Genomic DNA, 20,365 nt, shown 5'->3' with positions numbered 1-20,365 from the left:
CTCATTTGCTGTTTATAACCCAAACCATCTTTTCTGTTTATAATCTTGTTGTGGCATTCGTTTAGGAATTTTTTTATCATCAACAACTAACTTCGCATTACTAATAAATCCGTTCATATCTTCATAATAATCACGTAATTTCTTATCATTAAATAAGTCTTTCATTAAGAACGGTCTGATTTCTGTGTTATGCGCATCTGAACCGATGAAATGTGTCAGATTGTTTTCAATCATTTGAATTGCTAATTTTCTAATTTTTTTACCGGAAATACCCGCTAATGACGCCGTTGTCACTTGACTTAAAGCACCTTTGTTAATTAAATCGTATAGTATGTCAAGGTTTTGACTTATTGCTTTATTCCGCTCTGGATGTGCAATAATCGGTACAAAGCCTTTACTCTGTAATTCGAAAAATAATTGATCAGTATAGTGTGGAACTTCATTTGATGGAAATTCTATTAGTAAATAGCGTGAATCATTAATACCGTTAATAACTTTTCGATCAATATCATTAAGGATTTGATCGGTAATTCTTATTTCCTGACCATAATAAAACTTTAGATTTAGTGCTTGTACTTCCTCTAAGCTTTCAATATGGTTTAAACATGATTTCACTTTTTCTATAGGTGTGGTATATCGAGGATGTAAGTGATGTGATGTTACAATGATTTCTGTAACACCTTGTGTTGTCGCTTGTTTTAAAAGATCCATCATCTCTGTTTCATTTGTCGGACCGTCATCGATATTAGGCAATATATGGTTATGAATATCAATCATACTTATTCATCTCCATAATAGTGATAATAACTAGAAGATTTATCGACCTTTGTCTTGTTCAAAATGACACCTAGAATGTTACTGCCTGCTTTTTCCATAAGTGCTTTTGCTTTTTTAACTTCATTTTTATCATTTTTTTCACTATCAATTACTAACAGACTATCTTTAATAGCACGCGCATATAGTTGTGCATCAGTCACAGTATTAACTGGCGGTGTATCGACAATAATAATGTCGTAACGTTTATTAAACAGATCAACTAATTCTTTGAACCTTTCAGACCCAATTAACTCAGATGGATTTGGAGGTACAGGGCCAGCTGTTAGCAAATCTAAATTTTCAATTTCTGTCGACGTAATTGCTTCTGACATAGTCGTTCGACCAATGATTAAGCTTGATAGTCCATTATTATTTTGCTCATTAAAAATATAGTTTTGTGTTGGCTTACGCATATCGCCATCAATAACTAATGTCTTATAGCCTGCTTGTGCATAAGTAATCGCTACATTCGATACAACTGTACTTTTACCTGCACCAGGCTTTTCAGAAGTAACCAATAAGCGCTTTACTTCACCATTTGCTTTTGAAAACATGATGTTTGAACGTATACCTCGAAACTTTTCACTAATTGTTGATTTTGGTTTTTCATATACAAATAGTGTTGTTGTCGTATTTTCCTTTTTTGACATAAGTAGCAACCATCCTTAATTAAATTTTTGAATTGAACCCAATACAGGCAATCCTAATTCTTTCTCTACATCTTCTTCATCTTTAATTCGCTTATCGAAAATTACTTTGAAGAAGATATATATAAGCGCGACAACTAATCCTAAAAAGAATGCACCGATTAGATTCACTACAGTTTTTGGTGCGACTTTAACTGCTGTACCGTCTGCTTTAGATAAAATTGATACGTTATCCACACTCATAATCTTCGGAATTTGTTTACTTGTAACTTTAGCGAAGCTATTCGCAATTTTTTCCGAATCTTGTTTATGACCACTTTTAACTTGGATGTTGATAAGTTGCGTATTTTCTTGGTTTGTAATTGTCAACATACTCGACAATTTAGATGGTGAATACTTATCATTTAAGTCCTTTGACACCTCATCTAAAATTCTAGGACTTTTAACAATTTCTTTATACGTATTTACAAGTTGAATATTACTTTGAACCTCTTGCGCCATAAACTGAGGATTGTCACCCTTAGTTTGATTCACTAAAATTTGAGTATTAGCTTGATATTTAGGTGATAAGACGAAAAATGTAACAATAGCGCTAATAATTAAAAATAATAGCGGTAAAATAATTAAAATCTTCAAGTTTTTTTGTAATACTTCTTTAATTTTTGTTAATTCTAATGTACTTTCCATTATTTACCTCCCTTAAAAATTTTCATTAAAATTGGTATTATATATATAGTATTTACATATTACATATCGTTTAAACAATTAATTACTTTTAAACCGCATTATTTTCGCCTTTTTATTTATATGAAATTAAAAATAATTATACTCTAAAGTAGTAATAGTTTGTGAAATGAGTATCAATCTTAATATTTTCTTTATTTAAAAAAATGATTGTCTAGTTTGTATCTCTCTGAAGATTTGGCAATAAATAAAAGCCGATAACCGTATAATGATTATCGACTTAAAGTTTATGTGGCATTTTTTACTTTTGTAATTTCAGGTGAGTTAGATGATTATTATCAGATAGATTATTGCTTATAATCATATGATGTTTGAATGATATCTTTGATTTCACTGATTAGTGCTTCTTTAGGATTAGCAGTTGTACATTGATCTTCAAATGCGAGCTCTGCCATTCTATCAATTGACTCATTTAATTCTTCTTCAGACACACCTTGTGATTTCAAATTCATTTCAATTCCGACTGATTGACCTAATTCGTAGACAGCTTTAGCTAATGATTCTACGAGTGCTTCTGTCGTATTACCTTTTAATCCTAAGAATTTGGCAATATCTGCATAATCTGTATCTGCTCTGAAGAACTCATATTTAGGGAATAATGCATGTTTTTGCGGGTCTTTGGCATTATAACGGATAATATGCGGTAGTAATATCGCATTCGCTCTACCATGCGGAATACCATATTCGCCACCAATTTTATGCGCAATTGAGTGTGCAATGCCTAAGAATGCATTTGCAAATGCCATACCAGCCAAAGTTGATGCGTTATGCATTTTCTCTCTTGAAACTTTATCACCCTTTTCAACAGATGATTTTAAATATTCGAACGTCAATTTAATCGCTTGTAGACTCAAACCTCTTGTGTAGTCTGAAGCCATTACAGATACATATGATTCCATTGCATGCGTTAGTACATCCATTCCTGTATCTGCTGTAACGCTTTTTGGCACACTCATCACAAATTGAGGGTCAATAATTGCAACGTCAGGTGTTAAAGCAAAATCAGCCAACGGATATTTTACATTTGTTTCACTATCTGTGATAACTGCAAATGGTGTTACTTCTGAACCTGTACCTGATGTCGTAGGGATACAAATGAACGTCGCATTTTCAGGCATGCCTATTTTATAAGTACGTTTACCGATGTCTAGGAACTTTTGTTTAGCACCGAAGAATGATGTCTCAGGGTGTTCAAAGAACATCCACATTGCTTTTGCAGCATCCATCGCTGAACCACCACCAAGTGCAATGATTGTATCCGGTTGGAAATCAACCATCATTTCCAGACCTTTATATACTGTATTAGTTGATGGGTTCGGTTCGACTTCGCTAAATATTTTAATTTGAGGCTGTTCCGTTTTTTGTCTTAATACATTCTCAACTGTTTTTGTATAACCGAATTCTACCATACCAGGGTCACAGACAATCATCACTTTTTCAATCTTGTCCATTGTTGTTAGACTCATGATTGCATTTTCTTCAAAATAAATTTGAGCAGGCACCTTGAAAATTTGAGTATTATTACGTCGTTTAGCAATCGTTTTAATGTTTAATAAATCTGTCGCACTAACATTATGTGAAATTGAGTTTCTACCGTAGGAACCACAACCTAATGTTAAAGACGGAATCAATTCGTTATACATATCACCAATACCTCCAACCGCTGATGGTGTATTTACAAGTACACGACAAGCTTTCATTCTTAGTCCAAAATCTTTTTGTAATGTTTCATCTTCTGTATGGATAACGGCTGTGTGTCCTAATCCACCAAAATGTAGTGTGTCTTCACAAATTTGAAATGCTTGTTTTGTAGATTGGGCTTTTACTAAGGCTAATACTGGAGATAATTTTTCACGAGATAACGGATAGTCTGAACCTACACCGCTAATTTCGGCTATGATAAGTTTTGTATTTTCGGGGACAGGTATACCTGCTAATTCAGCTATTTCAACTGCAGATTTACCGACAATATCAGGCTTAATACCTGTTTTTTGTTCATTCATAATTGCATTTTCTAAGCGTTGTAATTCATCTTTTTTAACAAAGTATGCTTGATGTGCTTTAAATTCATTAGTAACATCTTTATAAATTTCTTTATCAATGACTACAACTTGTTCAGAAGCACAAATCATACCATTATCAAATGTTTTTGAACCAATGATATCATTTACTGCACGTTTAATGTGTGCTGTTTTTTCAATGTAAGACGGCACGTTACCTGGTCCCACACCTAATGCCGGTTTGCCAGTTGAATATGCAGACTTAACCATGCCCGAACCACCTGTTGCTAGAACTAATGCAATACCTTTGTGATTCATTAATTGTTTTGTTGCTTCGATAGAAGGCACTTCAATCCACTGAATAATATCTTTAGGTGCACCTGCCTTCATTGCCGCTTCTAATACAACTTCTGCTGCACGCTTCGACGATTCTTGTGCACTTGGATGGAATGCAAAAATGATTGGATTTCCTGTCTTAATTGCAATCATCGCTTTAAAAATAGTTGTCGACGTAGGATTTGTTGTTGGCGTAACACCACAAATAACACCAATTGGTTCCGCTACATACGTTAATCCTTTTTCTTTATCTTCACCAATAATCCCTACTGTCTTATTGTCTTTTATTGAATTCCATATATATTCAGAAGCGTATAAATTTTTAATCGCTTTATCTTCGTATATACCTCTTCCAGTTTCTTCATGTGCTAATTTTGCTAGCACCATATGTTGATCAACAGCTGCTAAGCTCATTTGATGAACAATATGATCAATTTCTTCTTGTGACTTTTTAGATAATGCTTCTAATGCTTTTTTCCCTTTGTCAGCTAGAGCATCAATCATAATTGCCACTTCTTGTTCTTTCGATCCACGATTTTCTTTTTCAGGTATAGTTAACATATACAACCACTCCTTTATACTTTGTGAATTATTTCACAAACATTATAGTACATGTCTCTCAGGATATAAAGAAAATTCTATACAAAAAAGTTTAATTTCGAATATTATTTGAACAAATATCAAATTTTAAAATAAATGTTTTCATGAAATCATTGTTATTTCGGTGTTTTTAGAATGATTTTATAATCATAATTTTTTCAATGACATAATTTATTCATAATTATATATTTAATTCTGAATATTCTTTAATAGCCTAAAAAGCTTGTTATATCGCACAAAACACAACATTAAAAGGTCCTTGTCGATACCTATCAACAGATGTTACAAATAAAAACCACCCGTGTGAACGGGTGGTTTGTTCTGCGGCTATAAGCCTTCCTTACTGGCCAGCCCTAAAAGGGCACTGACAAGTCAGCCAACTGCACTACTATTCCAGCAATCCTAAAGGTTTACTCTTTTTTCTTTCTTTTTTTATTTTTCTCTCCAGTGAAAGGATCTAAATATTCTTCCATTGAAATTTCATCTGCAACGATATCCTCTTGTAATTGATTACGAATATAATTTTCAATCACTTTTTTATTTCTACCTACTGTATCCACATAAAATCCTTTACACCAAAACTTTCTATTTCCATATCTATACTTTAAGTTAGCATGTCTATCAAATATCATTAAATTACTTTTCCTTTTAAATAGCCAACAAATGATGATACCCCAAGTTTGGGTGGTATACTTACTAACATATGGATATGATCTTTACATACCTCTGCTTCAATTATCTCTACACCTTTTCTTTCATATAATTGACGTAATATAATCCCTATATCTTTTTTTATTTTTCCATATATCGCTTGTCTTCTGTATTTAGGTGCAAAGACAATATGTTACTTACAATTCCATTTCGTATGTGCTAAACTGTTTGTGTCAGATGACATTAAATAGCATCTCCTCGTGTTGATTATTTTGGTTGGCTGACCAATATTTACTCTAACATGTAGAGATGCATTTTTTTGACAATGGTAGAACCTTTTCTGGGGAGTGGGACAGAAATGATATTTTCGCAAAATTTATTTCGCCGTCCCACCCCAACTTGCATTGTCTGTAGAAATTGGGAATCCAATTTCTCTTTGTTGGGGCCCCGCCCCAACTCGCATTGCCTGTAGAATTTCTTTTCGAAATTCTCTGTGTTGGGGCCCCTGACTAGAATTGAAAAAAGCTTATTACAAGCGCATTTTCGTTCAGTCAATTACTGCCAATATAACTTCGTAGATCATAGAACATTGATTTATTTCCCAGCCTATTCTTTTCATAAAAAAAAGACGGATTAATTATCCGTCTTTTTCTTATATCTTTTTATAATATTTAGCAAAGGTAATAATGATATTAATAATGTACAAAAAATATAAATCAAATCGACATCCTTATAAAACATCAGAACCACTAAAAACAAAAAAGCACAAAATAAAATTAAATTTAAAATAAACGACCACTTTTCAAAAAAATCTCTTTTCATATTTCCACCCCTAATTTTAATAAGCATTATTTTATATTCTCTTTTAAGTTTATTATTCAAAAGGAAAACAGAAATATCTTTCAATATTATTATAAACATTTCAACTACTTTTAAAAACCAACAAAAAAATACTTATTTTAAGTAGATGAGCATAAGTGAACATAGTTCTTTAGTTATAATAATTAATTCAACCAAAAGTCGATTTGTTTTTGCAATTGGTTTTCATTTCCTCTTAAAGATATTTTCATTAAATCTGTCAAATCAATAGACGCTATATTTTTCAACTTATCTCTATATTTATTTTTAGTACGTCTTTCTAAATTTCCCCATTCCTCTTCTTCGTGAGTTAATAAATGAAGCATTGCTCGTTCTTGTATATTTTCAATCATTTTTAAATTCGGTTTTAAAATATGCAAATCATCAAAACAATCTTTCCAACAATCAACCATATCTCGTTTTAATTCAATTTCCACACGCCATAGAAATGTTGAATCAATTTCAACATCTGCATTATCTTTACGTTCTTGTTTTTATTATAAATCCGAATAAACCTATCACTATTACGCACACCAAAATATTTTGTTTCTGGTTTTACATTACGTCCATAAAATATAGTTTTCTTTACCGACTTATCTGACAATGCATAATAGTCATTTAAATCAAATTCAAAATCAAAAGCCAAATCTAATCTCGTAAAACTAACATCGTCCAAATAACTGATGATATTTTGTTTTAACCAAAGCACTTCATCATGCGAAAGCTTATTAGGATTAAATTCAACGCGCATACTACGTCTATTCCAAAGAGTTGCTTTTATTTTGTCATATTCAATATAAACTTTTTCTTTAAGAGCTTTAGCTTTAAAGTTTGTTTGTAAAATATCCCAAAGCCGAATTTCAGGATTAGTACTCATAAAATGTGAAAGTCTCTCTGCGTTAGACATGCTAAGATTCCCAACAATCGTTATAGCGTCAAAAGACAATTTTGGAATAGCTAGTGACATCCTATGTCGATTTAACCGGCTATTACCGGATATTAGAGTATCCAGTTTTACAAATGGATGAAACGAAATTCAAAACACTAAAAAATATGTTCCACTAACAGCAAAAAAATACCATTATGTTCCTACTAAAAAACTAAAAATACTGGAGAACAAATGTCAGGATATAACTTAGGATACTATGTAATAAAAATTTACAATAAAAAAACAGGAAAACAAATTTCAAGTAAAAGAATACCCATACAAAGAGGATAAAATAAAAAACCTCGAACTGAAATGATGATCTTTTCAGCTCGAGGTTTAAATATTGGTGCCTTATTTATATAGATTCGTTATATTATATTCTCTATTTTCATTAACATAATCCTTAAAGAGTTTTAAATTAATACCTGCTAGATGATTCAAAAATGTTTCATCAACTTTTAAATAATTCAATAATTTTTGTGGTGTCAGTAAATTTCTATCAAAATACAACTTTAATAAACTATTCATTTTGACAGGACGTGACATTTCAATCACGTCGTCTAAAGATAATACTTTCTCGCTTTAAACAAAAACAAAAACTTACCCGATTAAAATCAAGTAAGTTTTACATATATCCGTCACTTTTCAACTTTAAAATCAACAACTTGCGGGATGCGCATCAAATTATTATTTGATAAAAAATCAATAAGTAATTGTGCGCCTTCAACTTGAATATCTTTTACAACTGGCGCGTCGATATACATATCATACTGACCACCGCCTACTGCACGATAATTATTTACACAAATTGTATATGTCTGCTTTAAATCAACTGCGTGACCTTGAATCATCATATTGCTCACACGTTGTCCCTTTGGTCTTCCAACATGAATGGTATAACTTACGCCACCATATATATCATAATTAAAGTGTTGTGGTTTGGGTTCAAGGAAGTCTGCGCTCACACTAACTTCATCATTTTTCACGTCAAAATATTCTGCTGATCGTTCAATGGCTTCTTTAAGTTTGGCACCACTTACAGCTAAAACTTTAAATGTATTTGGAAATGGGTAATTGTTAATAACATCTCGCATCGTCACGACTTGCTTGAAACCACTAGCAGAATCAAACAAAGCTGTACAGGCAACATCTGCGTCACTTTTTTCTAATAAAGCGTAATTCATAAAATTTGTAAAAGGATGCGGTGCCACACGTGCCTCAAATGCATGATTAATCGTCATATCATATGGCAATGTAGTAATTTCGTAATCTAACCAGTCCTCTAACTGCTTTCGTAAATGTTGGTCATCTTCATCAATAGTAAATGTGGAATCATCTATAACAGGAAGTAATTCACATGATTCAACGGATAGATTTTCATATTCATCAGTACTCAAGACTACTCTGCCTACAGTTGTACCTCTCGTACCAGGTTGAATCACAGCCGTTTGCTTAAACCTTTCAGCAATTTGTCGATGTTGGTGACCCGTAATAAAGATATCTATATCTTTAGAAAACGCTTCTAACATGGCATATCCTTCATTTTCACCCGTTAATACTTCGGTCGGCGTACCACTTTCTAAATCCTTTTCAAATCCACCATGGTAACAAACCACAATGATATCTGCATGTCGCTTCATTTCAGGTAAGTATTGTTGAAGTATTTCAAAAGCACTATGAAACGTAAGTGACTGAATATGCTCTGGTTGTTCCCAATGGGGAATAAATTGTGTCGTTAAACCTATCACACCAACAGTTTGATCTCCAACCTGAAAATACTTCACACCGTTATCAGTCAATGTACTATCATTTTCATATATATTAGCGCACAAAACTGGATAATTGAGTCTGCGTAAAGTGTCTTTTAAGTATGGTAATCCATAATTAAATTCATGATTACCAAGCGTACCAAAGTCGAATGCCATTCGATTATAAAAATCAACTAAAGGCTGGCTACTGCCGCTATGCGCGATTAAGTAATTACAAAATGGTGACCCTTGCAAAAAATCACCATTATCTATTTTAAAACTTTGGTCATACTGCCTTCTGTCTTGTTCTATAACATGATTCGCTAGTAACAATCCCATAGGTTGATATTGATTTCTACTCGTAAAATCTGTTGGGAAAATATAACCATGTACGTCACTCACGACATAAAATGCTATGTTTGACATCCTCACTCACTCCTTCAATCACAAACATCTTTCTTATTTCTATTATATATTTATTTGAAGTCTGTTGTAATCAAGGTTTTGTCACCGAGTTTTAAACGAATCTTTGAACCTTCCATACTTTCAAGTACTTTAGCATTGACCTTAATTGTGACATTTCCGTTTTCATCTGCTTTAACTGTTGGCAAAGTACTGTAACCTGGTGGGTTATAATCGTTATCTTTACTTGAAAATTGTCCGATTTGACGTCCGCCTTCTTTGTAAATACCAACTCTAAGATTTTCAAGTGTTTGATTTGCTTCAAATCCTTTTAAATGTATTGTCATTTCAAATGGCTCATTTACAGAAACATTTTGCGGGATATCAAATGTTACTTTTTCGTTCTGATTTGGTGGTGTATGATCATCTGGTGTGTTTGGCTGAGGATCTGCGCCTTTTTCGCTGCCATAACTACCTGCTTTAAATGTTGTTGGATCATACCATTTATAACCACTCGGCGGTTGTGACCATGGCTCTTTTTCAGGCTCAGTTGAACGCTCTGGTCGTTCAAAATCAAGCAACTTAGTCTTTGTATCTAATGTTAGGCTACTCGCCTTAAGTGATTTCCCATCATTATCTTTAGACATCCAAGCCGTTATATTATTTAATAGCTTACCGTTGTCTTGTTCTTTAAAACCATCATATGTTTTCTTCTTTTCTCCATTATCTTCTCTTACATATTTGGGCGAACTATCTTCCACAAGTGATGAATCACCGATAAATGCTGCTTTACCTTTTCCAACTTTAGAAATTGCTACATAGGGGCCTTCTGCTTTACCGCCCCCATTATAAATACCTTGATCTACAGCATGTGACCATTTACTTTTCGCTGGCAATTGTTCTGGTGTATACACAATACCTTTTGCTTTCTCTGGATTAGTAATTGCTAATGTCGATCCGGCATGCATAGAGACAGATTTCACACCTTCAGTAATACCGAAACTTTCTTTTGAAGAAACAATATTGCTCGTATTTAAATCACCTAGTGCATTATATCGAAAACGTACGCCAAAGTTTGTAGATAACCAATCTGAACTTTTCACACCTTGCATTGCAGTAGAACTTTTTTCTTCTGCATTCATACCTTTCGACATATCTTCATATGCTCCACGTCGATAACCATTCATTGCCTCCGATGAATCAATACGATTTAAATTTCGGTCAGCATTGTAATGATCTGAAATAAAGACAACATTGCCACCTTGTTTCACATATTTAACAATTGCTGCCTGTTCTGATTCTTTGAAAGGAATGTTAGCCTCAGGAATTACAAATATTTTGGAACTTTTCAAACTTGCTTCTGTTATGTTCGAATGACCATCAATAGCTTTAACGTCATAACCTTGTTTTTGTATTGAATCCGCATAATCTGAAAATGCACCATCACTAACCCAATCTGCAGCACCAGCTGTTTGACCATGAGAACGATCGAATAATACCGTTCGCTGTTGCTTTGTAGGTTGCGATTCATGCGTTATAGCTAAAGATTGCGGTAAAGCACTTAATGATACCGTTGCAACAATTGCAGAGACAGTTAATGACTTATATATTTTTTTCATTTTGTGAGGCTCCTTTTAAAATAAATTTGTTCTTGAATTATAGGATAAAAATTCGTTGCATATGAGCAATTTAACGAAAAATTTACAAAATCTTATCAAACTCTTAAAGAAAGTTATTAAAATTCATTTTTATAAAATACTTTTTAACATTTAAATGTGGTACGCTATAAGTGTAATTTCATTGCATACATATTACACGATTAAGAATGTGAAGGGGACAGTTATCAAATGAAAAATTTTAAGTGTTTATTTGTATTAATGTTAGCAGTCATTGTTTTTGCAGCAGCATGTGGAAACTCAAGTTCTTTAGATAATCAAAAGAACGCTAGTAATGATTCGGATTCTAAATCAGGAGGATACAAACCTAAAGAATTAACCGTTCAATTTGTACCTTCGCAAAATGCTGGAACATTAGAAGCTAAAGCAAAACCATTAGAAAAATTACTATCTAAAGAATTAGGGATTCCAGTTAAAGTGTCTGTATCAACTAACTACAATACAATTGTTGAAGCTATGAAGTCTAAAAAAGTTGATGTTGGTTTCTTACCACCAACGGCATACACATTAGCACATGATCAAAAAGCAGCTGATTTATTATTACAAGCACAACGTTTCGGTGTAAAAGAAGATGGTTCAGCAAGTAAAGAACTTGTAGATAGTTATAAATCAGAAATTCTTGTTAAAAAAGACTCAAAAATTAAAAGCTTGAAAGATTTAAAAGGTAAGAAAATTGCCTTACAAGATGTAACATCAACTGCTGGATATACATTCCCACTTGCGATGTTAAAAAACGAAGCAGGTATTAATGCAACTAAAGATATGAAAATTGTGAATGTTAAAGGTCATGACCAAGCAGTTATCTCATTATTAAATGGAGATGTAGATGCTGCGGCTGTATTTAACGATGCACGTAATACTGTGAAAAAAGACCAACCAAATGTATTTAAAGACACACGAATTTTAAAATTAACACAAGCTATTCCGAATGACACAATTTCTGTAAGACCAGATATGGATAAAGATTTTCAAGAAAAATTGAAAAAAGCTTTTATAGACATTGCTAAATCAAAAGAAGGTCACAAAATTATTAGCGAAGTTTATTCACATGAAGGATACACAGAAACGAAAGATTCAAATTTCGACATTGTAAGAGAGTACGAAAAATTAGTTAAAGATATGAAATAATCATTATTTAACAAATGAATCATTAGCGAATTTGGTATTAAAAGCTTTCGTTCAATAGATATATTCTAGATTAATATTGAAAAGCTAGGCGCTAAACTGAAACAGATATAGAAAGGTGTCGCTGTACATTTGAAACCATTTGTACACAGAAACCCAATGTCTATGATATTTCAGTTTACCTTGGCTTTTCTTTATTAAAGAAAGGTGTCAAACATGAGTCAAATCGAATTTAAAAACGTCAGTAAAGTCTATCCTAACGGTCATGTAGGCTTGAAAAATATTAACTTAAATATTGAAAAAGGTGAATTTGCAGTTATTGTCGGACTATCTGGTGCTGGGAAATCCACGTTATTAAGATCTGTAAATCGTTTGCATGATATCACGTCAGGTGAAATTTTCATCCAAGGTAAATCAATCACTAAAGCCCATGGTAAAGCATTATTAGAAATGCGCCGAAATATAGGTATGATTTTCCAACATTTTAATTTAGTTAAACGGTCAAGTGTATTACGAAATGTACTAAGTGGACGTGTAGGTTATCACCCTACTTGGAAAATGGTATTAGGTTTATTCCCAAAAGAAGACAAAATTAAGGCAATGGATGCACTAGAACGCGTCAATATCTTAGATAAATATAATCAACGCTCTGATGAATTATCAGGTGGCCAACAACAACGTATATCTATTGCACGTGCGCTATGCCAAGAATCTGAAATTATTCTTGCAGATGAACCAGTTGCTTCATTAGACCCATTAACTACGAAACAGGTTATGGATGATTTAAGAAAAATCAACCAAGAATTAGGCATCACAATTTTAATTAATTTACATTTTGTTGACTTGGCAAAAGAATATGGCACACGCATCATTGGTTTACGTGATGGTGAAGTTGTCTATGATGGTCCTGCATCTGAAGCAACAGATGACGTATTTAGTGAAATATATGGACGTACAATTAAAGAAGATGAAAAGCTAGGAGTGAACTAACATGCCTTTAGAAATACCTACAAAGTATGACTCCCTTTTAAAGAAAAAGGTTTCTTTAAAAACGAGTTTTACCTTCATGTTAATCATTGTGCTTATCATTTGGAGCTTCATTTATACGGGATTTAATTTTGGAGATTTAATGATAGGAATACCTCAAATAGGTGATCTATTCAAACAAATGATTCCACCTGATTTCGAGTATTTACAACAAATTACAACGCCAATGTTAGATACCATTCGAATGGCTATCGTAAGTACAGTATTAGGTAGCATCGTTTCAATACCAATTGCGTTATTATGTGCTAGCAATATCGTTCATCAAAAGTGGATTTCAATACCCTCGCGCTTTATTTTAAATATAGTTCGTACTATTCCAGATTTGTTATTAGCAGCAATCTTTGTGGCTGTATTTGGAATCGGTCAAATTCCAGGGATATTAGCACTGTTTATTTTAACTATCTGTATTATTGGAAAATTATTATATGAATCATTGGAAACGATAGATCCAGGTCCAATGGAAGCAATGACGGCTGTTGGCGCTAATAAAATAAAATGGATTGTTTTCGGTGTTGTACCACAAGCCATATCGTCATTTATGTCATACGTATTATATGCATTTGAAGTAAATATACGTGCTTCAGCTGTGCTTGGATTAGTCGGCGCTGGCGGTATTGGATTGTTTTATGATCAAACACTTGGTTTATTTCAATATCCAAAAACAGCAACGATTATTTTATTTACTTTAGTTATCGTCGTCGTCATTGATTACATCAGTACGAAAGTGAGGGCACATCTCGCATGACACAGGAAATAGCAAAATATAATGTTCACACAAAAGCACACAAACGAAAATTGATTAAAAGATGGCTTATTGCAATTGTCGTCTTAGCTATTATCATCTGGGCATTTGCAGGTGTACCAAGTTTAGAACTTAAAAGTAAATCATTAGAAATCTTAAAATCCATATTCAGCGGATTATTCCATCCTGATATCAGCTATATCTATATACCAGATGGCGAAGACTTATTACGTGGTTTACTTGAAACCTTTGCGATAGCCGTTGTAGGTACTTTCATCGCCGCAATTATCTGTATTCCATTAGCATTTCTAGGTGCAAATAATATGGTAAAGCTACGCCCAGTTTCAGGTGTTAGCAAATTTATTTTAAGTGTTATACGTGTCTTCCCAGAAATTGTAATGGCACTTATATTTATCAAAGCTGTTGGCCCAGGTTCATTTTCAGGTGTATTAGCTTTAGGTATCCATTCCGTAGGTATGCTTGGGAAACTTTTAGCTGAAGATATTGAAGGTCTAGATTTCAGTGCTGTAGAATCATTAAAGGCCAGTGGTGCGAATAAGATTAAAACACTCGTATTTGCAGTCATACCACAAATTATGCCTGCCTTTCTATCACTCATACTTTATCGCTTTGAACTAAACTTACGTTCAGCTTCTATACTGGGGCTAATTGGGGCTGGTGGTATCGGGACACCACTCATATTTGCCATTCAAACACGTTCTTGGGACCGTGTAGGTATTATATTAATCGGTTTAGTACTAATGGTCGCAATTGTCGATTTAATTTCCGGTTCAATCCGAAAACGTATTGTTTAACATTAAATCAGGATACTCCTAAATAAGAAGTCCTACCGTCTTACGTTTCTCTATTATAATAAAAACAGCAGTGAAGAAAACTATTGTTATAGTTAACTTCACTGCTGTTTTTATAATATCTAAATTTATTCTATTTCAATTCCTTTAAATAACTTTTACCGAACTCTGGTAATGTTACGTTGAAATTATCTGCTATAGTTGCACCGATAGAACTGAATGTAGTATCACTTTCTAGTGCATGACCACCTTTAAATTTCGGACTGTACATAATTACTGGGATATATTCTCTCGTATGGTCCGTACCTGGCGCTGTCGGGTCATTACCATGGTCTGCTGTAATAATTACTAAATCGTCTTCTTTTAAGTTGCTAAACAGTTCTGGCAAGCGATCATCGAAATCTTTAATTGCTTGTGCATAACCTGGTTTATCACGACGATGACCGTATAATGCATCAAAGTCTACTAAGTTTAAGAAGCTAATACCTGTGAAATCTTTCTTAACAATTTTCATCAATTGATCCATACCGTCCATGTTACTCTTCGTACGAACCGCTTCTGTTACACCTTCACCATCATAAATGTCATTAATTTTACCGATGGCAATAACATCATAACCACCGTCTTTCAAATGATCTAAGACAGTTTTACCAAAAGGTTTTAACGCATAGTCATGTCGATTAGATGTACGTGTAAAGTTTCCTGGTTCACCAACATATGGACGTGCGATAATACGACCAATTAAATATTTAGGGTCTTTTGTCAACTCACGAACCTTTTCACAAATATCATATAACTCTTCTAATGGGATAATGTCTTCATGTGCAGCAATTTGCAATACTGGGTCTGCACTTGTATAAACAATTAAGTCACCAGTTTTCATTTGGTGCTCGCCCCACTCATCGATAATTTGCGTACCCGATGCCGGTTTGTTAGCAACAACTTTACGACCTGTCATTTCTTCAATTTGTTGAATTAACTCTTCAGGGAATCCATTAGGGTATACTTTAAAAGGTTGCATAATATTTAATCCCATAATTTCCCAGTGACCAGTCATTGTATCTTTACCAACTGAAGCTTCACTCAATTTAGTATAGTATGCTTCTGGTTGTTCAACTGCATTTACTACTGGTAATTTATCGATGTTCCCTAGACCTAACTTTTCAAGGTTTGGTAAAGTTTGATCGAAACCTTCTAAGGTATGTCTTAAAGTATGTGAACCTTCATCTTTAAAATCAGCTGCGTCTGGCGCTTCACCAATACCTACTGAATCCATTACGATTAAATGTACACGATTAAATGGTCTTGTCATAGCTATCACTCCCAAAATTTATATATATTAGTAATCTGAATCTGCTTCTAAACCTTGCATAATTTGAACACCTGCGCTCGCACCAATACGTGTCGCACCTGCTTCAACCATTTTATTGAAATCTTCTAAATTACGTACGCCACCTGATGCTTTTACTTCTACATCAGCACCTACTGTATCTTTCATTAATTTAACGTCTTCTGCAGTCGCACCGCCACCTGCAAAACCTGTTGAAGTTTTAACGAAGTCCGCACCAGCCGCTTTTGTTAATTCACTCGCTTTTACAATTTCGTCATGGTCCAACAATACCGTCTCAATAATCACTTTTACTGTGTGACCTTTCGCAGCTTTAACCACTGCTTCAATGTCTTGTTGTACATCATCAAAACGTCCATCTTTTAATGCGCCGATGTTGATGACCATGTCAATTTCATCTGCACCATTTTGAATTGCATCTTCTGTTTCAAATGCTTTCGTTGCAGTTGTCGACGCACCTAATGGGAATCCTATTACCGTACAAACGAGCACCTCTGAATCAGCTAGTCGCTCTGCTGCATATTTAACATGTGTTGGATTCACACATACAGATTTAAAATTGTATGCTTTCGCTTCATCGATGATTTGATCGATTTGCGTACGTGTTGACTCAGGCTTCAATAAAGTGTGATCTATATATTTCTCAAATTTCATACTTACTACTCCTCGTGTTATATAATCTCTTTATTTAATTTTACTATAAATACGAATATATCTCGCGAATTTATATCTATTTATTTTTCAGATTGTGTCCAACGATTTAAGCTGACGAATAAAACTAATCCGACAATACTCATTAAACCTAAAATAATTAAAATAATACCGAAATGTGAACTTAATGCATCATTGCCTGGGAAATTTAATGCTTTAAAATCGATTAGAGCCGCAGCAATCGCAATACCTACAGATACCGCCACATTAATAATTAAATTATAAAAACCAATAGCCACACCTGTCATATTAAGATCTATTGTTTTAATGGCTTCGTTAAGTAAAGGTGCATACATTAAAGCAAAGCTACCTGCAAAGAATATCATAGAAATGACGAAGATTGAAATGTGATTACCTACTGCAAATGCAGGTAAAATCAAGCTCAGTGCTATTAAAATAATTGCTGTGATAATCGCTTGTTTTGAATTCAGATATTCGCCGATTTTACCACTTAGTGCACCAACAATGACTGCTACTATATAACCCGGTACTAATAACAGTGATGTTGTGTCTAGTTGCAGATGATAAATTTGCTCCATTATGAATGGGAACGTAAAAATATAACCCAATTGGATAGCATACATTACAAATACTATAAATAAAAATGAAGCATAACGTTTATTTTGGAAAAATGATTTATTTACTAATGGACGTTGCGCATTTTTAATATATAGCGCAAAAACGATAATCGCAATTAAGGCACCAATCATATATAACCAATTAAAGTTCGTAATAAACAGCATGACTGTTGTAGCAATAGTTGCCACTAGAATTAAGCCAACAAAATCTAAATGAGCTTTATTCGTATTATTTTCTTTTGGTAATAATTTAAATAGGAATGGCAACGTAAATACTACGATTAATGCAATTAAAAACATATTTGTCCAGTGTAAATACGTAGAAATAAATCCACCTGATAATGTACCGATAACTAATGACAAGGAATAACTGCTCGTACTTAAGCCAAGGTAAGTCTTCTGGTCCTCTTTAGAAAGATACTTTGCAACATATATCACATATAATGTCTCTGCAGCAGCTAAACCGGCAGTTTGAATAATACGTCCAACTAAAAGTAATGGGAATTGATGTTGGAAAATGTAACCAATAATTGATCCGATAATGATTAATATCACGCCATAAATAAATAGTGTGCGTATACTAATGGCATCAGATAATGAAGCGTATACTACAGCGCCAATACCAATTACTAAACCGGCTAATGTCGCTTGCCAACTTACTGTCGTTACAGATATGTTTAAGTCATCAGCAATGGCTACAGAAATCAATTTAAATGAGTTGTCTATAACCAAACTGAATACAAATAAGAATAATAAAATAGGTACTGCTTTCTTTATTTTAGAATATTCAACATTCATAATCATCTACACCAATGACAGTGCAATTTCAATCATATCTGTAAATGCACGTTCCCTTTCCTCAGGTGTTGTTGACGTTTCATGAATTAAATGATCGCTCACTGTGAACACACCTAATGCTTCGACACCAGCGTAAATTGCATTCATGTATAATGCAGCTGATTCCATTTCTACACCTAAAATACCCATACGCATCCAACGTTCACTCGCTGTTGTATCCGCGTTATAGAAAATATCACTTGATAACACATTACCTACATGATGACGTACACCTTTGTCACGTGCTGTTTCAACTGCTTTTTCTAATAATTGATAAGAAGCAATTGGCGCAAAATGACCTGGTAATTGATATTGTTGAACGTAATTTGAATCAGTAGAGGCACCTTGTGCAATAATCACATCATATAAATCAATGTTTTCTTGCATCGCGCCACAAGAGCCAACGCGAATTAATTTTTTACAACCAAATGTATGAATTAATTCATAAGAGTAAATGCCAATAGATGGCATACCCATACCTGAACCCATGACAGAAACTTTTTTACCTTTATATGTTCCGGTAAAACCAAACATGTTTCGCACTGTATTGAACTGTTCCACATCATCCAAATAAGTTTCTGCAATGAACTTAGCTCTTAACGGATCTCCTGGCAATAGAACCGTTTCTGCAATTTCGACGTCATTCATTGGTTTAATGTGTGGTGTTGATTTCATAAAATATTCCTCCCAATATTTGTATAGTGATTTGTCTATTTGTCTAACCATGTATATAATAATATTTTTTAAAAGCGCTTTCAAGCATTACATTTTGACAATATTAAGAACATTTTACAGTTACAGCTACTAACCTTGTATAAAACTAATTTTCAAAGCCTATCTATATTTAATTTTTATAATTTTTCCAATTTGAGTAAAAATTATTGTATGATGAGAGTGATTAAGTAACTTTATGGAGGTTGTCTACGTGACGCAAACACAACCAAAATTTTTAACGATTTATAATACGTTATATAAAGAAATTCAAATAGGAAAATATCCGAGTGGCCATGCATTACCTACTGAAAAGGAACTTTGTGCGCGCTTTGATGTCAGTCGTATGACTTTGCGCCAAGCTATAAAATTGTTAGCCGAAGATGGCATCGTAGAGAGTACAAGAGGGAAGGGACACTTTGTTATTCCACAAACAAATGCCCAACACGCTTCAAGTATGGATCAATTTAAGCATCCACTTGATCAAATATTGCTAGCTCGCGTATCTATGTCATCAATTAATTATCGTGTTGATTTAGAAAGTGAATATACAAATCATTTGTTTGCAAACCATCCTTCTGCCGTCATTGCAATGGAACGCTATTATCAAAAAAAGGACAATCATTCTAAGCAAGCTGATGCATTTTGCTTTACCTTTATACCGTTAAATGTCATTGACACATTTAAAGTGAATACACAAAACGAAGACGACATGAAGACATTCGTTGAGCAAACGATTTATAGCAATGCATATCAATCAGATTTAAAAATGTCTATTACCAAAGCGCCCCACTTCAAAAATCATAGTCACGTGTTTGATGGTGATACACATTGTTGGCTGATTATTGAAACACTGTACGCACAAACACCTTATCCAATTATGATTAATAAGTGGTATATTCCACAGGAAATATCTGAATTAACACTGACACGTATAAGACAATCGGATTATTAAAAATTATTAAAATATAAGAAATTTTTTGATGACTATTTAGGGAGTTGGTAAGAAATGGAAAAGCTTGTTACAAGCGCAATTTCATTCAGTCAA

16 protein-coding genes and 3 pseudogenes are annotated in these 20,365 nt (G+C 33.5%); 5 read left to right on the top strand and 14 right to left on the bottom strand.

Annotated features, from left to right (window positions below):
- Positions 1-12: 12 nt before the first annotated feature.
- The 10 genes and pseudogenes from cap8C to AA076_RS00490 form a co-directional block, all read right to left on the bottom strand.
- The gene (cap8C, locus tag AA076_RS00540) at positions 13-777 is read right to left on the bottom strand and encodes a type 8 capsular polysaccharide synthesis protein Cap8C (RefSeq protein ID WP_000565302.1); all 765 of its coding nucleotides are present in this window, start codon (positions 775-777) and stop codon (positions 13-15) included.
- A gap of 2 nt (positions 778-779) precedes the next feature.
- Complete coding sequence (gene cap8B / locus AA076_RS00535; RefSeq protein WP_000037332.1) at positions 780-1,466, bottom strand: type 8 capsular polysaccharide synthesis protein Cap8B; 687 nt, start codon at positions 1,464-1,466, stop codon at positions 780-782.
- 15 nt (positions 1,467-1,481) lie between these two features.
- Positions 1,482-2,150, bottom strand: a complete 669-nt coding sequence (gene capA / locus AA076_RS00530) for a capsular polysaccharide type 5/8 biosynthesis protein CapA (protein WP_000446299.1) — start codon at positions 2,148-2,150, stop codon at positions 1,482-1,484.
- 344 nt (positions 2,151-2,494) lie between these two features.
- Positions 2,495-5,104, bottom strand: a complete 2,610-nt coding sequence (gene adhE / locus AA076_RS00525; RefSeq protein ID WP_000955777.1) for a bifunctional acetaldehyde-CoA/alcohol dehydrogenase — start codon at positions 5,102-5,104, stop codon at positions 2,495-2,497.
- 449 nt (positions 5,105-5,553) lie between these two features.
- Positions 5,554-5,984, bottom strand: a pseudogene (gene tnpA, locus AA076_RS16090) (IS200/IS605 family transposase).
- Between the two features lie 443 nt (positions 5,985-6,427).
- On the bottom strand, positions 6,428-6,715 hold the full coding sequence (locus AA076_RS00515) for a hypothetical protein (protein ID WP_000469917.1): 288 nt from the start codon (positions 6,713-6,715) through the stop codon (positions 6,428-6,430).
- An 83-nt stretch (positions 6,716-6,798) separates the two neighbouring features.
- Positions 6,799-7,688: pseudogene (locus tag AA076_RS15865) on the bottom strand (replication initiation factor domain-containing protein).
- Positions 7,689-7,931: 243 nt separating this feature from the next.
- A pseudogene (locus AA076_RS00500) lies at positions 7,932-8,144 on the bottom strand (zinc peptidase); the annotation flags it as partial.
- Positions 8,145-8,218: 74 nt separating this feature from the next.
- A complete protein-coding gene (locus AA076_RS00495) occupies positions 8,219-9,754 on the bottom strand; it encodes a bifunctional metallophosphatase/5'-nucleotidase (protein WP_000065035.1) in 1,536 nt (511 codons plus the stop codon).
- Between the two features lie 50 nt (positions 9,755-9,804).
- The gene (locus AA076_RS00490; RefSeq protein ID WP_000725596.1) at positions 9,805-11,349 is read right to left on the bottom strand and encodes a hypothetical protein; all 1,545 of its coding nucleotides are present in this window, start codon (positions 11,347-11,349) and stop codon (positions 9,805-9,807) included.
- Positions 11,350-11,577: 228 nt separating this feature from the next.
- On the opposite strand from AA076_RS00490, the gene AA076_RS00485 reads away from it, so the two are divergent.
- The 4 genes from AA076_RS00485 to phnE (AA076_RS00470) all read left to right on the top strand — a co-directional run bounded on the left by AA076_RS00485 (position 11,578) and on the right by phnE (AA076_RS00470) (position 15,135).
- Entirely contained in the window at positions 11,578-12,534 is a 957-nt protein-coding gene (locus AA076_RS00485) for a phosphate/phosphite/phosphonate ABC transporter substrate-binding protein (RefSeq protein ID WP_000787672.1), read from the top strand.
- Positions 12,535-12,747: 213 nt separating this feature from the next.
- Positions 12,748-13,521 (top strand): phosphonate ABC transporter ATP-binding protein, encoded by a 774-nt coding sequence (gene phnC, locus AA076_RS00480; protein ID WP_000078092.1) that lies wholly within the window; start codon positions 12,748-12,750, stop codon positions 13,519-13,521.
- Position 13,522: 1 nt separating this feature from the next.
- Positions 13,523-14,323, top strand: coding sequence for a phosphonate ABC transporter, permease protein PhnE (gene phnE / locus AA076_RS00475; protein ID WP_001127689.1), 801 nt, complete (start codon positions 13,523-13,525; stop codon positions 14,321-14,323).
- On the top strand, positions 14,320-15,135 hold the full coding sequence (gene phnE / locus AA076_RS00470; protein WP_000191092.1) for a phosphonate ABC transporter, permease protein PhnE: 816 nt from the start codon (positions 14,320-14,322) through the stop codon (positions 15,133-15,135). Before phnE (AA076_RS00475) ends, phnE (AA076_RS00470) begins: the two co-directional genes overlap by 4 nt.
- A gap of 130 nt (positions 15,136-15,265) precedes the next feature.
- Here the strand turns inward: phnE (AA076_RS00470) and deoB are convergent, their stop codons facing one another.
- The 4 genes from deoB to deoD form a co-directional block, all read right to left on the bottom strand.
- Positions 15,266-16,444, bottom strand: coding sequence for a phosphopentomutase (deoB, locus tag AA076_RS00465; RefSeq protein ID WP_000197806.1), 1,179 nt, complete (start codon positions 16,442-16,444; stop codon positions 15,266-15,268).
- A gap of 27 nt (positions 16,445-16,471) precedes the next feature.
- On the bottom strand, positions 16,472-17,134 hold the full coding sequence (gene deoC / locus AA076_RS00460; protein ID WP_000667269.1) for a deoxyribose-phosphate aldolase: 663 nt from the start codon (positions 17,132-17,134) through the stop codon (positions 16,472-16,474).
- 80 nt (positions 17,135-17,214) lie between these two features.
- Positions 17,215-18,567, bottom strand: coding sequence for a tetracycline efflux MFS transporter Tet(38) (tet(38), locus tag AA076_RS00455; protein WP_001100300.1), 1,353 nt, complete (start codon positions 18,565-18,567; stop codon positions 17,215-17,217).
- 6 nt (positions 18,568-18,573) lie between these two features.
- Complete coding sequence (deoD, locus tag AA076_RS00450; RefSeq protein WP_000843292.1) at positions 18,574-19,281, bottom strand: purine-nucleoside phosphorylase; 708 nt, start codon at positions 19,279-19,281, stop codon at positions 18,574-18,576.
- 235 nt (positions 19,282-19,516) lie between these two features.
- Here deoD and AA076_RS00440 point away from each other — a divergent pair, with 235 nt between their 5' ends.
- Positions 19,517-20,272, top strand: a complete 756-nt coding sequence (locus AA076_RS00440; protein ID WP_001789411.1) for a GntR family transcriptional regulator — start codon at positions 19,517-19,519, stop codon at positions 20,270-20,272.
- Positions 20,273-20,365 lie beyond the last annotated feature (93 nt).

The sequence above is a fragment of the Staphylococcus aureus genome, assembly GCF_001027105.1.
Classification (GTDB): Bacteria; Bacillota; Bacilli; order Staphylococcales; family Staphylococcaceae; genus Staphylococcus; species Staphylococcus aureus.
This window is presented reverse-complemented; position numbering and strand designations above follow the sequence as displayed.